Genomic DNA, 14,480 nt, shown 5'->3' on the forward strand with positions numbered 1-14,480 from the left:
CGTCGTGAGTTTCTCGGCTGCTTGGATTTTGCGCTTTTCCAAAACCTGTTGGGCGGAGCTCAAAGTCCCTGGGCGATTTCGCGCGGGCACCATATGCGGCGTGCGTTGCACGGCAGCTTTTGGAAGGCATCGACGACAATTACGATGCTTGAGCACAGCATTAGTCGCGCAGCTCCTGGCAAACCGCGGGCCATGTAAGACGCAAGCTCAGGCTCAGACAGTAAGCACCGTGGCCGCCGTGGGCGACCAAGGGCAACGAGCACGGGGGCCACATTCGGTGTTCAGCCGCGAAAGCAGCCAGACGTCCTAATAGCCACAAGCCCTCCGAAGCTGAATACAAAGGCGAAATATGCGCAACCTCCTCCTTCGTCCAACGTTACAGCTAGAGGCGCGCCACGGGGCTCGCCCATCTGTCTAGGAGGATGTGATGAAAACTATCAACGAATGGCTTGACCACAATCTGGGACGCGAGCTGAATCCCAGCGACAGCGCGGCCGTTGAACAACAAGCCGAGTTTCTGCGAGCGGAAGCGGAAGCCGCAGGCTACTCTTTTGATGAACTGAACACTGCCTGTGGCGGCGATATAGCGGAGTATATCAGGAATCGAAACGACGCTCCTGGCGATAAGATGGCGGGTGACTTGTCCCCGATCTTAACCCCTGGTTTCAATCAACAGTAAACGCCTGAGTAAACGAGCAGCGGGCGTGGGTGTCCTGTATTGGTTTGGTCTCAGACCAGTGCCGAGTGCCACGCCGTTCAATCGCCCTCACGACTAGCGTGTCAGGCCAACTAGAGTGTCGGTTTATGCCACCGCGTGTTCTGACGTTTGTGTGTGGCCGGCCGAAGATCCGTGTGCAATAGAGCCGCCGCCCCCATGCATCATTTCCGGTCTCTCCTCCGGGAAATGGTGCTCTTTTTCAATGTGTCCAAAGCCTTCAGGTCGAAGGCTCGCGTTCCACTCGAACGCACTTCGTGAAGCAGTGTGGCATTCTAGCACTCGACTCTACATCGAAAGCGCAGTTGTGTGCGATTGAATGGGGAGATGCTAATGTATTACGAGTGGAACGAGTTACGGTTTCGTCGCCAGTATATAATCAAATTCGTTTCGGCATGGGCCATTGCGATAACGGTTGCTTTCCTGCCGGTTTGGTGGCTCGTTCAAGAAGCTACATTCCCCTGACGCCAGGGATCTTTCATCTGCTACCTTGGCTTCGGATAGGTTCTGGCGGCATAGAATAGTCGCTTGAATTGCTTCATCGATCGGGCAGCGGCAGGCAACCTTTTGCACGATGACAATAGCGGAAGAACCGCAGGGCCCGAACGGATAGGCCCCAGTCCGCGGGTTTCAGTGTCCCGCGCGGAGAAGTTCAAGCAAGCCTATCTTGACGAACCCGGCTCAAAGGGCTCATGGATCGCCGATTAAGAACAAATGTCGATACGATCGAGCCCGCTCGGTCAGCCCCGAACGGGCAAGAATTCGATTGAGCTCGTGATGGGTCCTTAGGAACCCACGTTACGATCGGAGCGACGTTTCGCAACCAACGGAACTTCCTCGATATTTGCCAGCAAATGACGCCTAATCAAGAACCGACGGACGCCTTCACGGATCGCAGGCAGGGGGACAATACCTTGCGCGGCCATACGACAGGCCTTGTCGAGCAGGTTATATCTTGTATCTCTCGCCTCTTCCGGGAGTTCCTCCAAGAAATCGAAGACGTCCTCAAGACTGGCCAGTTCTTGAATGTAGTGGCGTTTTTTCATAAACAGTGGTGCGTCAAACAATGTGTTTGCCATCGTCATCTCCTTTCTTAGACGCGTTTGACGGCGCACGATTTGGGAAGTGAAATTAGTATTTCAACCCCCTCCTTTTTAGCGCAATCTGCAGGCCCGGAAAAGCAGAAGGCGCCGGCGCGCGACAACAATTTCGTCGAATGCGCTTTCAAGGCGCGGTGTGGCCAAAGACAGTGGTCATCAAGCCCTCAGCGCGCCGCAGCGTCCGTCCTTGGTCGCAACCGGGAGTAGGACTTCGGTCCGAGAGGGGGAACGCTCCCACGCCGAATGCATTTCCTCTCGAGTAAACAAAAAGGAACCAAGATGAGCGTAGATCTCTGGGACAAACCTATTGAACTCATGATGGACAATGCCGATCACTTCCGCTGTGTTGGGAGCAACAGGGAAGCTGTCGCGTTTTTGATGACGTCCTGGCCGACGAAAGGTGGAAAATCGTTTTCCGTGGCCCGGCGAGCCTGTCTACAAGCGCTTGACGGAAAGATGGCCACCGCGAAGGCGAAACTTGCTTTTGTGCATGCGGCAAGGGAAGCGGGCATCTTGAGAGGTTGACTTCCTAACACCTGCTCGGCCGAACTTGTAGATCGAAAATGACTGTATGACGATGAGAGATCGCGGCGTGAAAGGTGAACGCAGCAGTATTTCTGGGGGCGCTTTCAGATATGCATGCGAGTGCAAACGGCATCTCACGTTCCTCCTCAGCGCTACACAGAGAGACAAGATGCATTTTGTACGTTAGCGTACGGAAAAATTTCTTTTCGCGCAACGCGCTATATCCACTCATCATGCTGTTATATCGCAACCGCTTGCTGAGCGTTCTGTCGTCGGATGTGAGACGGTCGCTGCAGCCTTTTTTGAAGCGACGATCATTTCATCGCGGAGAAAAGATCGAGCAACCTCCTCACATGATCCATAGCGCGCTTTTCGTTGAAGAGGGCGTGATTTCCGTTATTTTCCCCTTGTCGCCTGCCGTCAACGTCGAGGTCGGTATGATAGGGCGAGAAGGAATGACTGGCATCAGTCTCCTCACCGACGCCTCGCCAGCGCGTTTCGTTGCTGAGGCGCGCACCGACGGTTGGGCACTCGAGATTCTGCCGGATGCGCTAAAGGCGCTGGTGCGACAAGACGAAGAGTTGGCGTTTAGGCTTGCACGGTATGACGCATGGCGCAACGTCCAGTCCGCCATGATCGCCGCGAGCGGGCGCGCCGGTAACATCGAGCAGAACCTCGCGCGCGAGCTGCTCATGCTGCATGACCGGATCGATGGGGATAAGATCGTGGCGACACACGACGAGCTTGGTAGCTATATCAACGTCAGGCGCGCGAGCGTGACCGAATGGCTGCATGTATTCGAAGGTGAGCATTGGATCCGGTCTAAGCGTGGGTATGTCGAAATTGTGGATCGCCCTGGCCTTGAAGCGGCTGCCGGAGATTTCTATGGCTCCGCCGAAAACGCGTGGTTCGATATGCTGGCAAAACTGCCACCTGATGCCATGGCGGCACAGTGATAGTCGCTTATGAAACCTCGTCTGAGTTTCCAATGGATTGAGTGGTCGACGTAATCTCCGTGTCGCTCAAAAGTCGAGACAGGGCGACGGGCTTTGTTTCCGCTAAAGCCGTCTTCTTTAGCTGGCGACGGAACATGTCGCCCTATGGCGAGTTACTGTCCCGCCGAGCAGGTTTTCCATGCTTCCTCGGCGTGTGGAGGGCCAAAAGTCCCTCAACGCTTGTCGGCTCTCCACATCCCTTTCGCAACAACTCGTCGTCGATACCCGTTGGGCAGCGATGAAAAGCAATCTTCTCTGATCAATTGGTGAACCGCCCGTCCGCTAAGGACTTGAGAGGACCAAGCATGATGGTCCGTGGTCCAAGTCTTAGCATTGCGCTATTGCTTCACAGCCCGACGAGCGACGAGTTCAAGTCGCCGCGGTCAGGCGTTAATTGAAAGACGGTCACCTTGGCGAAGGGAGCCGGACCTGCTGAAGTCGGCGATCGATCACGGGCGCTCATGTGGCGCCTCACGAAAGCTGGGCTCGCGCACAGATAGCCAACTCCTACCGGTTCGAAATTCAAGACCACGGGAATACCACTTTTAAGGTGCGGCGCATTTTCGCAATACATTGATGCGACGGCCACTACGAGGCACGCGTCAACTGGATTTCTCACCAACATTGCACGTCTCGGTCGCCTGAGGGCGGCTATTCACATGTTGCGTATTAGCCGCAGGGGATGAGAAATCTCGTGTCGAGAACAAAGGCTGGTTTACCGCAACTTTAACGGTGCTACCAAAGGGTTGGTAGGCGAGATTCGCCGACATCGAGCGCTTCGCATGGGGACAAATATGAAAGCATCTATCGGTCACGGCTTGCTGTATGCGGCAATTGTCGTGAATACCTCGCTTTTGCCCGTATACGCGCACGCGGATGAGAAGATCTTCGACGAACTGCGATTTGGCGCCTCGGCGTCGATCCAGGACGGTCACAGCCACGAAGAAGGTGTCTTTCCGGAAGTCACGGTCTTCTTCGATCCGTTCGGCCAGGACACGGCAACAGACTGGAAGCAGACGCTGGCTCGCCCACGGTTGAACCTCGGCACCTCTATCGGCACCTCCGGTGAGGCGACGCAGATCTTCGGCGGCCTGGCCTGGACTGTGAACTTCAACGAGAAGTTGTTTGCCGAGGCCGGATTTGGCGGGGTCTGGCACAATGGCGATCTCAAAAACAGCGTGGACGGTCCCAACCTTGGCTGCCGGTTCCTCTTCCACGAATATCTCGGCGTTGGTTATCGCCTCGATGCCCACTGGAACCTCATGGCGCAAGTTGCTCATTCCTCGCACGCCAATCTCTGCGACGGACCCAACAACGGCATGACACGCGCTGGAGTGCAGGTCGGGTATAAGTTCTAAAGTCCAAAGTGACGCCAGCCCAGACCACCCGGATAATGGCGAGCGCCTTTAAGGGGCTCTCGATTGACGTTGTTTCGCGGAACTAGCGCGATAATTGTCGCTTGCAACCGACGACGAACTGGCCACGCCGGACCCGCCGGCGCGATTATGTGATCAAGAATTGCGGGAGGCGCTATGCTATCACGACTGGGGCCTACTCCTTTCCGCTAAATGCACATTACGGGCAGATGTGATCTACCTGACAGAAACTGAAACGGTCCCTGTCATGCCAAATGCCCGCCGACACCCCCGGCGGGCTTTTCTGTAATTGATAACTGCCCCTTTTATTATGTTGCACCTCGGTGCTCGACTACAATCGGCGAGGATCCTGGCGCTGCCACCCTTAACGCTTGCGACGTGAGATCTTGTGAGCGGCCCAACCAGACTGCAAGATGTCAACAGCGGGGCCAATAGCTGGGACCGTCTCGATCGGAATCTCCCCTGAACTTATCTCTGAACGGACCATGGGAAGCAATTGATCAAGTGCAACTGGCCTGCCTTTTCAAGTGGAACCGGCCCTTTCGTGACATCACTCAATTTTCCTATTGGAGAGGGAACTTTGTCATCGACCGATCGTTGTAGCGTGGGGCCGCGTGAACGCCTTTCCTTCGTGGCTCTCTTCCCCCATTAGCCCCTGGTTTCGACTGGGGGATTTTTTTACCGTCTCTTCAACACTGCGCCAGCCGCGCGATGCTTAGCAAGAGCGTCGCCGGGGTCGTCACGCGGGCGGAGATGTGCGCCCATCCAACAGGTGAGCGATCACGAAAAGGCGATGAGGCCACAGCTTCTCAGCCCGATATCCGCGTTAAAAAAACTCCGGAAGAGCCTGAAGGCCGTTGCAACACGACGGCTTCGAGCCGATCGCTCTCACCCAAGACGCGAAGTAGGACAAGGTCCGTCAGGCAATGGCTGGTGCGGCATGCGCCGCATGAAATGATCGGATCCACCAGAACACTTAGAGTTGCGGCTTCGAAAAAACATGCTGATTGATCCGAGCGGCCTCAGCGGCAAACGTGACAACATGCGCAAAGACAGGCGGCTCCAGAACCTCAGGAGCGTCGGAACTTCTTCATCTTTGAAAGGTTCTTACATTGACCGCGTCAAGTGTCCCCGTGGTCGCCTCCCTTTATCCCCCGGCTCGCACCGGGGGAATTTTTTTCAATGCTGCCGCTTGCGTGTCGCCCTGCGCGGAAGTCTAAGCACATGGCTTGACCGAAAAAATCCAATCGACTAATCGAGCCACCGTCCACTTCCTGGGACAGGCGGCAAAAAAGGATTCGGCCTCGCGAGGATGTCGATGCCTTGGCATCCAGCTTTTAGGTCGTGCAACCGCCTCTCGCAATGACGAACAGTTGCGAGCAGGTTTCAAGTCAAAGCCTCAGGTGAGAAACTTTCCATGAACAAGAAGTTCGGTAGCGCGTTCGATGGGCAAAGCGAGCGACAAAAATAGCGCCCCAAAAGCGAGTGTTCTGGCGAAACCGTGCGCTATGAAAGCCAAACGCTACGGCGCCCACCAGAGCGCTCGGCCCGCAGGCTCGTAGTGCGCGCAACCGATGGCAGTGACCGTGAAGGATGCGCCAGCGACAACTACAGCAACGATGACAAAGGCTTTCATTGTAGCCTCTCCGACTGAAATGAACCAACGAAAAACCCCGCCATTGCTGACGGGGCTAAGCATTCGGCGAATATCAAGACCGTCTCATCGGATATAAAGCTGGAATACCGACCGCGGGTAGTAATAGCCATCACTATGTCGACGGTAGCCCCTGCGGTATTCACGGTACCCTCTATGCCCGTTCCAGTAGCCGGGGCGGCCGTGCCGACGCTCGTAGCGGTCGCGCGGGTGGTGGTGTCGGCGCCAGTCACGTCGATGGTGATCGCGGTACTGGACGAGTTCCACCGCCGATGTCACCTGCGTGTGTTGCGCGGAAAGCGGAGCGGCAGCAGCCAAGCCAAAGCTCGAAGCCGTCATGACAACCGCAACCACGGCTGTATTGATACGGGAAAAGATTCTATTCATGGTTATGCCTTTCCAGTGGTAATGTTAGTACCATGGCGCTTTGGCTATGAACTGGACATGAACCGTTGTAGGCTGGCTATAGGCTAGAGGAACAGCGAGCCGTCACGCTGAGCTGCGCTATTGCGATCCTCCGCAGAGCAAAGCACCATCTGGAGGGCTAAGCGCTCGTCGGCTCTCCCTTCCCTCCTTCCAACCACGCGAGTGGCGCTCTACAGGTAGCCTCTCAGAAGCAACTGTCGTGATGACTGTGATTACCGATTACGCCAAAGGCAGGCACCAACCCGTCGGGCCAAATCCCGAGGGAACTTAACGGGAATATTGTCGGCCCGGCTCAACATGCTAACGGCATGATACGTTTTTTTCCAAGTCGGTGTCCGCGTTAATGGCGTTTGGCGATAAGAGACGCGAAAAGTCCTTGAAGTGGAAAAGGTCGGTGCTATGATCAAAATGTCCGCTGCTCCTGCAGCACCCCTGACCCCGCTTTATGCGGGGTTCTTTTTGTATCGGCGATCGTTTTCATTGCGGTACCGCGGCGGACGGCAACCTGATCGCAGTGAATTGGAACCGACATAACGCTTCGGTCACTGACGTCGGCAGGTGAAAAAGGCAGAGCTGTGTTCGACAGCGAACCGTCAATCGAGATATCACCGTGGTCTATATGGATGAACCGAACGATCCGCGGTTTTCATATCTAGATGAGGTCACACCGCGAGCGACGCGATTGAAAGCAATCACTTTGGATAAGTTATAGATGACCTCACGTCGCCCAATGTCGGCTCAACGTCCTTCCATGCTTCCACGTCTACGCCAAACCCCAGGCTGAGCCTAGTCATTCCAGCATTCCGAGATTTTCCTTTGAAACTGGGAACAACGTAAACGAGCCGTTGTTAAGCTGAGGTCGAAAACGCAAAATCCTGAGGAGGAATTGCAATGCGTATTAAGATCATCGCCACGGCACTCTTGGTGGCTGGCATGTCGACCACCGCTTTCGCTCAGTCCAACCCCGCGCCGGCTGGCTCGACAATTGACAAGAACCACGGTGATACTGGCGGTGGCGCGACCACCGACATGAAAAAACCTAAGGCTGTGGATAAGACGTCCACCGGAAGCACAATGAAGATGGACAAAACGAAGTGTGCCAATCCGGCCAGCAGCGCGGGATCCGGGAAGCTTCAGACACAGGGTGGCAAGAGCAACGCCACGCCGGAAGACGAAGCCTGCGCAGCCCACAACAACTGAGGGTTCACAGCGAAGGCCGCCCATCACGATGACGGCGGCCTTTGGTCCTCTTACCGTTTTACGGCATGGCCAAGGACACAGCGCCAAGAAGTGGCGACCTCTACGCGCCAGCCCGCTGGCTGGAACTCAAAGGATTTGACGCTCTGATCGTCGAGACAGGATTTACCGGCCACACTTATCTTTCATTAGAAGCGTGCCGCTCTCGTAGACCGAGTCCAACCGTCGGCTTGTTCAAAGCTCTGTGTATCTCGGGTGCCGGTTACGCTAGTGACCTCTAACCTTTACGACGACTGGACGCCACCGCGTTTCATGGCGGGCCGCAAGGAGGCATCCCAGGAAGTTTAGGAGGTGGAAGTACCATGCGGACGCGCTCGATCGTCAGAGGTCTTCAAGCACGGTGAGAGCATTATCGATCGCCGCGCCCGCGGCAGTGTTGTCGAACACGCACCAGCCGTCGGACGCCACCATGTCGGAGAACGATCTGATTTCATCTGCGGTGTAGCTGGAATAGTAGATCTTTGGCCTGCCATGCAGTCGTAAGTATTTTGGCGGGGTTTCAAATTCATCCGCTTTCCAGACGGGGGAAGGATCTGCGAAAACTCGATCAAGAGCGTAGGTATTCAGCAGCTTCAATGCATCGGCCGACGTCCAGCTCTCATGCCTGGCCTCGACGACGATCGGGCCATCATCGCAGTCTCGCATTGCCTGGAACGCGCTTTCGATTCCAGCGTCGAATGCGAGAGATGGCGGCATTTGGCAAAGTAGCGGCCCCCGCTTTTTCCCGAGCGGCTCAATATCTTCAATGAAGGTGCTGAAGGCGCCAGCAACGCATTTCATCGCGTGGGCGTGGGTGATGTCTTTCGGCATCTTAACCGCGAACTGAAAGCTGTCCGGGACAGCGTCCGCCCATCGGGCAAAGGTGGACCTCTTGTGCCTGCGATAAAAGGTCGAGTTTATCTCGACCCCATTGAGTACCGAGGCATATCTGGTGAGACTGCTTCCTCCCGTTGCAAATCGGTCAGCGATATTTTTTGGAATGGACCAGCCCGCGGTGGCAATGATGGGCAAATCATTCTCCTTGAAAAGTGGCGGCCAACGAGGCGAAACGAAAAAGGTGTTTTTAGGTTCGGCATCAATCCAGCGTTCTGTCGGGGAGTAGCGCCTGAGAAAGAGTTGTGCCGCTACAACGAGCCGCAGGCCTTAAACGGATAGTCACAAATCTCGGCACAACGCCCGCCGCGCTTCTTGGAAGTAGATGGCCTTGCAGTTGGCGCTTCGCCCGAGGTGGCTCTCCATCGAGAGCATGATCGTGTCGTCTAAAAGCATCCGTCTCGAAGGAGCTCTACCAAACTTGCGAACCAGATCGCTAGGAAGTCCGTCATCGGCCCGATAAAAGCGCTGGCGACACCCTGGTGGCGAATGGGCATGTCGAATAATCCATACGACGGCAGAAACTTGCCCGTGGCATAACCGACTGACCTCGGGCAATCGCCAGCGCGTCGAACACCGCCTGAACAATTTTCGATCGTAGAGTTGCGGGTTATCCCGAGGGCATCGTTTTTGCAGACGTCTACAAATGGCATTTAATGTTCAACTGGCTTCCGAGCTACGGAACCGCGAAGTCATGCTGAGCGGGAGGGCGAATGATACTCGTCCTAGAACTTCCGTCATATCTGGTGCTCCGGTTCGCCCCAGTTCGTGGGGATCGAGATCGAGCAATAGACGTACCTGTGTGACACGCGGTTTATGCTGGGCTTTGCCATGTAAAGCGATCAGTGGTCCCGACCAACGAGAGGTCGGGTAATTATTTGATCGAGCGTGGTTGGCATCAACGTCAGGTCAACTCGATAGGGAGGTATCACCTGTGCGTTCCGCAAAGCATTTGGTTTCGAGCGGGGAGTCAGCTTATTCGAAGTTGCCGGTCTTTTCTCGATCCGGGTGTTGAGAGACATCGGAGGCATCTTCTTCTCCTTCTTTAGCAGTGTCTAATGCCAACCAAGAGCTAGTGCATTTGTTCCACTAGGGGAGCTTCCGGCCGGCATAAAATTCCCGGGTGTCGACTGCGTGCGTAAGCTGCTCGCCGACGGAGAGCGGCGAAAGGCTTTCGTTGCCGACGGCCGCAGAGGCGCGATGCGCAGGTGGCCGGCGCATCAGATTGGCGAAAGAGACTTGGAACTCTGGTCTTTCATCAAGGTTTTAGTCAGGTCGGCGCGGGAGACTTCCGGTTCAACCCCGTCGGCATGGCGAAGGGTCTTATGTTGCAGCGGCCCTTCGCCGCTTGGTGCTGGGTCGGCTGTCCGTTACCGTGGCGTTAACATGAACGCCGGCCCAGCAATCAGGTCGGTAACCCTTCTTCACGCGGATCCGACGTCTTGCGCGCGTCGACCTCCGTTTTACAATTTTCTTCCGCTTGAAAGCGGGAACTGTTTTTCCCTTGCCGAGTGTGCCGTCTCAACGCGAAGGGATTAACAACTGAAAGGCAAGCAGCGGTCCAAGCGCAGGTCGGCCGTACCTCACGCGCTTGGCGGCGGGACGTTGCTAACGACAATGACGGTCCATCCCGCGAGCATGCCAGCTGCGAAACCAAGCCGATCCGGATTTTGTTTGCAGCTGCCTTTCCGCTTGGCAAAGGGTTATTGCTTGCCTGCACCTTCCCCGTCTTCAACTGCTTCTTCTGCAGAAGAGCCCAGCGCTTCAGACGACGGGCTTTTCTTCAACTTATCCGTGGCTGACTGCGCGTCCGGGCTTGAAACCTGGTCGCGCAATGCCGTGCGTAGTCCTTTGGCGGCTTGTCCCGCGAGTTCTTCACGTCGCTTGTCCGCACCATCTGAGACGCGGCTATCATCGGTTCCGGGCTGTTTCGATCCACTCATCTTGAAATCTCTCGTCGTTTGAGAACGGATGCATTGCAAACCGCACCGGCAAGTAATTGTTCCGTCAGCCGCAGTTGCTGGATCCGCCCCACAATTGCGGTAAAAAGCGGCGACGGCCAGATTAATTGGATTGCACAAGTTGCGCCCGTGCAGGAGCCCCGCCTCCACGATCCACTGCATTTGCAAGCTGAGTTCTGGGCCAATCAAACCCTTGCTTGAGCCAAACGAAGGCCAAATTCCAGTAAGGGCGCACAAATGGATCGCTCGTGAAGATGTTGCTTATGTAAGACCCAGGATAGCTTCAGGTTCAAAGCCGGACACGTTAACGTCGTAGGCGCTTTTCTTGGGAACAACAGGGACCTATCGAGGTTGATTGGTTCAACAACGAACGGAAATCGGCCCCCTTTTCCAAAGGGGCGGACCCCATTGAGCACGATCCCGCTGGGACGTCCGCCCGATTGCTGTGGGTCACTTTTCTAACGTACACCAAGAAATGGACAGGAATGCCAATGAAAAAGGTTCGAAATCCCGTGAACACACCAAAAAAGCATTCGCACCTGGAACGAGCGGAAAAGTCCTCGGGCGAAGAGCCAGGCACAGCCCCTGGTCTTGACGAAGAGACGACGAGGCAAGCCGGCGGAACTGGCCTTTCCTTAAGCCATGGTCAAACAGTGTCTGACCTTGAGCGCGAACGTCACGAGTGGATCAGCCAGCGTGCTTACTCGTTGTGGGAGCAAGCAGGTCGCCCCGAAGGCCGACATGCTGATCATTGGGAGCAGGCAATTTCCGACTTCGAGCAAAGGAGGAACGTCAACGGGGAAGCCGGAGCGGACGGCGGTGGCAAGGCCGGCTCGTCCGTGACGTCGCGCGCTCGCTAGCAGTCGCTGCCCGGCCGGTGAGATTGCCCAAGCCCGAGCAACCCTTCGCGTTGAGAGGGCAACAATGCAGCCCGTCAAATCCACGCCAGTAGCGATGAGCGCATTGGCTCCGATCGAAGTGCTCTGGGCCCCTGGTGTCGCACAAAGTGGAGAATGGCCTTGAATTATATCTGGCTTGTCGCTGTTGTAGGCGGTGCCGCCCTGCTGGGATTTGCACTGGCTTTTGGAATGATGAAAGAGGATCCGAAGCGTGCCGCATTTTCGATCGGCGCGGCTTTCCTCTTTGCGGCAGTTGCCGTTGGGGTATCGCTTTACGTGTCATCCTTCGCGACAGCACCCATCCGTGCTGCGGACAGGGAGCATTCCGAAGAAAAGCTCCCGGCCGGTCCGACGCATACCGAAGAACTGCCTGGACAATAGCGAATGCGCTCGAGACTGTTAACCAGCCTCGGGCTGCAAAGTCACGACTGTAGGACGTTTGCCTGCCGAGAATAAGATCAGTTGGTTCTTTGACTGCGATTGCATGCTTCGCCGGCTTGTGCGCGGTGGCCTTCTGGTTCACGACATTGCGTCCACGGGGCGTTATTCTCACCAGACTCTCGACTGCTGGCTCCGGGATATTCGTCAAGGAGAACGCAGTTCAGGGCATAATGAACGTCAAGGAACTCGGGCACGTGAAGCGGCTGGCCGCCCCGGAGCCCTGTCTCGGGGACGCCGGTCGAGCACCATCGAGTTTATCGCAGAGCTCGGCCAGCCGATCTGCTCAGAAGCGTTTACCAACTTAAGACGTCGATCGCTCCTCGCGCATCGCATCGCAGATCCTTAACAGCAGCGGTTGGCCGGTTAGATGATCCAAGTCGAGAGACAACTTTGGTTTCCAGTTCGGGTAACTGTTGCTCGTGCCGGGAATGTTCGTAGGACGCCTTTCGGCAGTCATGTCGGCTAACCGAACGGAAACGAGCGATGATGAAGTCTTGGCAATAAATTTGTGAGCACGCACGACCAAATCGTCCAACTTGCTGTCGCTGGCGGTCGGTGGTGGCGGTTCAGCAGATGGATGTGTGCCAGCATCGTCGAGTGCATTCCAGAGATCCTCGCGTTCGTGACGCCTTTCTTCAAGGTGGGTCTTGGTCAAATCTGGGGGCACAATCCCATGTTGCAGTCGGGCCTTGATATCCGCGCCACGCCACCAGCCAGCCAACGTTTGATGATCATGAGTGGAAATGCACGCAATCGACAGCCGAGGATACGTATCCGCGGGCTTGAACCCGTGCTCGTCACGCTCGTAGGATAAAATGCGGTAGGACAAAACTTGAGCCGCGGCCAGATTTTCTTGCAAGCCGTCGGGAAGGATCCCCAGGTCCTCCCCGATGACGAGACACCGAAACTTTTTGGAGGTCTCGGACAAGATCTGCAACAGTTCGTTCTGCGGATAGTCGACATAAGCCCCTTGATCCGGCGTGCATTCGACTGGAACGAGGAAAAGTCGTCGCAGAGCCGCTGCGTGATCGATCCTGATGGCCCCCGCATAACGCATGGCTGTGCAAAGCATGCGCCGGAAAGGTGCACGCTCTCCTGCCGCTATTGCCGCGGGATGAAGGGCTGCCAAGCGCCAGTCCTGTCCTTTTGTTGCGAACGGGTCAGGGGGGCTCCCTATAGTAGCATCGGCGATGTACGCTTCACGTTCGCTCCAGGTGGCTGACCCGTCGACCGCTTCGCCAACAGCTAGGTCAAGATATAGGCCAATCCGGAGGCCATGTTTGCGAGCAGCGTCTGCGGCACTGGTCAATTGCTGATGAGAAAGCCATTGCAGCCACATATGAAAGTCGATCGTTTCTGCATGTTCTTTGGCAAACACGACAATCTCTGGGCAATCGGCGCGCTGGTATTCGAGTGGCCATGATTGCCAGCCCGTGCCTCTTCCCAGCGTGCCCATGTGCGACGACAAGGTTTCGAACAAAGCGTGCCGTCGAAGAACTTCACCTCCATCTTCAACGAAAGCGTTGAATTTCTTCCATTCACTCGTCAATTTTCCCCTCAATGCTCGAAATTTCTTCCACAAATCAAGCAATGCCGTGATCTTCGTTTCGGTGACGCCTACATAGTCTACGAGGTCGGTTCGCCTCAACTCTCCCAATCGCGCATCTAGCTCTGGGTCGCTCTCAAAACCTGGGACCTTATCCACTGCTATATAAAGTGGGTTCAGCATTTGCCGGTTCGACGGTTCATAAGGGCTGCATCGATTTGGGTCGGCCAGAAACGGTGCATGCAGTGGATTAAGACCGACGAAGTCAGCGCCAAGGGAACCGGCTAGTGTGATCATTTGCACAAGATCTTCGAAGTCGCCTATGCCCCAGTTGCGCGCTGAACGAAGCTCGTAGAGCTGCAGGCTTATCCCCCAAAGACGGTTTCGTCTCAAGCAAGCAGGTAAAAAGGACTTGGGTGTAGGCTTGGCCATCGATTGCACGGGTGCCGTGTTTGACGCCGCTTCGCAGCCGCCGCGGTCAATATCCACCCCCAACGCTGCAAGAATTTTCCGCTTGGTAGCCTCAGTGATTGCCACCTCCGCGTTCTCGGGGTCTGGCCTTGTGAGGCCGATCCCGTGTGCGTCCGCAAGCCGGTCAAGTTTCGATCTCATGGTTTTCTCTTTCTGCCAAATGTGTCGTCGCGCCTCAAATGGCAGCGAAAACCAATTACGGCCGCGACGCAGCAAGGCCGAAGGACATCGTTGCTACCGA

Annotated in this window: 11 protein-coding genes; 7 read left to right on the forward strand and 4 right to left on the reverse strand. The window is 55.9% G+C overall.

Annotated elements, in window-relative coordinates:
- The first annotated feature begins 427 nt into the window (after positions 1-427).
- A complete protein-coding gene (locus D460_RS0125375; protein WP_018901411.1) occupies positions 428-679 on the forward strand; it encodes a hypothetical protein in 252 nt (83 codons plus the stop codon).
- An 821-nt stretch (positions 680-1,500) separates the two neighbouring features.
- Here the strand turns inward: D460_RS0125375 and D460_RS0125380 are convergent.
- Positions 1,501-1,794, reverse strand: coding sequence for a DUF982 domain-containing protein (locus D460_RS0125380; RefSeq protein ID WP_018901413.1), 294 nt, complete (start codon positions 1,792-1,794; stop codon positions 1,501-1,503).
- Between the two features lie 300 nt (positions 1,795-2,094).
- On the opposite strand from D460_RS0125380, the gene D460_RS0125385 reads away from it, so the two are divergent.
- The 4 genes from D460_RS0125385 (at position 2,095) to D460_RS0125400 (ending at position 7,991) form a co-directional block, all read left to right on the forward strand.
- Complete coding sequence (locus tag D460_RS0125385) at positions 2,095-2,340, forward strand: DUF982 domain-containing protein (protein WP_018901414.1); 246 nt, start codon at positions 2,095-2,097, stop codon at positions 2,338-2,340.
- A 74-nt stretch (positions 2,341-2,414) separates the two neighbouring features.
- A complete protein-coding gene (locus tag D460_RS33805) occupies positions 2,415-3,296 on the forward strand; it encodes a Crp/Fnr family transcriptional regulator (protein WP_155947852.1) in 882 nt (293 codons plus the stop codon).
- An 833-nt stretch (positions 3,297-4,129) separates the two neighbouring features.
- Complete coding sequence (locus D460_RS0125395) at positions 4,130-4,693, forward strand: acyloxyacyl hydrolase (protein ID WP_026283527.1); 564 nt, start codon at positions 4,130-4,132, stop codon at positions 4,691-4,693.
- 2,989 nt (positions 4,694-7,682) lie between these two features.
- A complete protein-coding gene (locus D460_RS0125400; RefSeq protein ID WP_018901418.1) occupies positions 7,683-7,991 on the forward strand; it encodes a hypothetical protein in 309 nt (102 codons plus the stop codon).
- Positions 7,992-8,369: 378 nt separating this feature from the next.
- On the opposite strand, the gene D460_RS0125405 is transcribed toward D460_RS0125400, so the two are convergent.
- Together D460_RS0125405 and D460_RS36155 are read right to left on the reverse strand one after the other, a co-directional pair.
- Positions 8,370-9,059 (reverse strand): DUF72 domain-containing protein, encoded by a 690-nt coding sequence (locus D460_RS0125405; RefSeq protein ID WP_018901419.1) that lies wholly within the window; start codon positions 9,057-9,059, stop codon positions 8,370-8,372.
- A 1,565-nt stretch (positions 9,060-10,624) separates the two neighbouring features.
- Entirely contained in the window at positions 10,625-10,864 is a 240-nt protein-coding gene (locus D460_RS36155) for a hypothetical protein (RefSeq protein WP_155947853.1), read from the reverse strand.
- 509 nt (positions 10,865-11,373) lie between these two features.
- On the opposite strand from D460_RS36155, the gene D460_RS33815 reads away from it, so the two are divergent.
- Positions 11,374-11,742 carry a DUF2934 domain-containing protein gene (locus D460_RS33815; protein WP_018901422.1) on the forward strand — a complete coding sequence of 123 codons (369 nt, stop codon included), beginning with the start codon at positions 11,374-11,376 and terminating at the stop codon, positions 11,740-11,742.
- A 153-nt stretch (positions 11,743-11,895) separates the two neighbouring features.
- Positions 11,896-12,162: a hypothetical protein gene (locus tag D460_RS0125420; RefSeq protein ID WP_018901423.1), complete on the forward strand. Its 267-nt coding sequence runs from the start codon at positions 11,896-11,898 to the stop codon at positions 12,160-12,162.
- Positions 12,163-12,523: 361 nt separating this feature from the next.
- On the opposite strand, the gene malQ is transcribed toward D460_RS0125420, so the two are convergent.
- Positions 12,524-14,380 carry a 4-alpha-glucanotransferase gene (gene malQ / locus D460_RS0125425; RefSeq protein WP_018901424.1) on the reverse strand — a complete coding sequence of 619 codons (1,857 nt, stop codon included), beginning with the start codon at positions 14,378-14,380 and terminating at the stop codon, positions 12,524-12,526.
- Positions 14,381-14,480: the final 100 nt, after the last annotated feature.

The organism is Rhizobium sp. 2MFCol3.1 (assembly GCF_000377565.1).
In the GTDB taxonomy this organism is placed as follows: domain Bacteria; phylum Pseudomonadota; class Alphaproteobacteria; order Rhizobiales; family Rhizobiaceae; genus Rhizobium.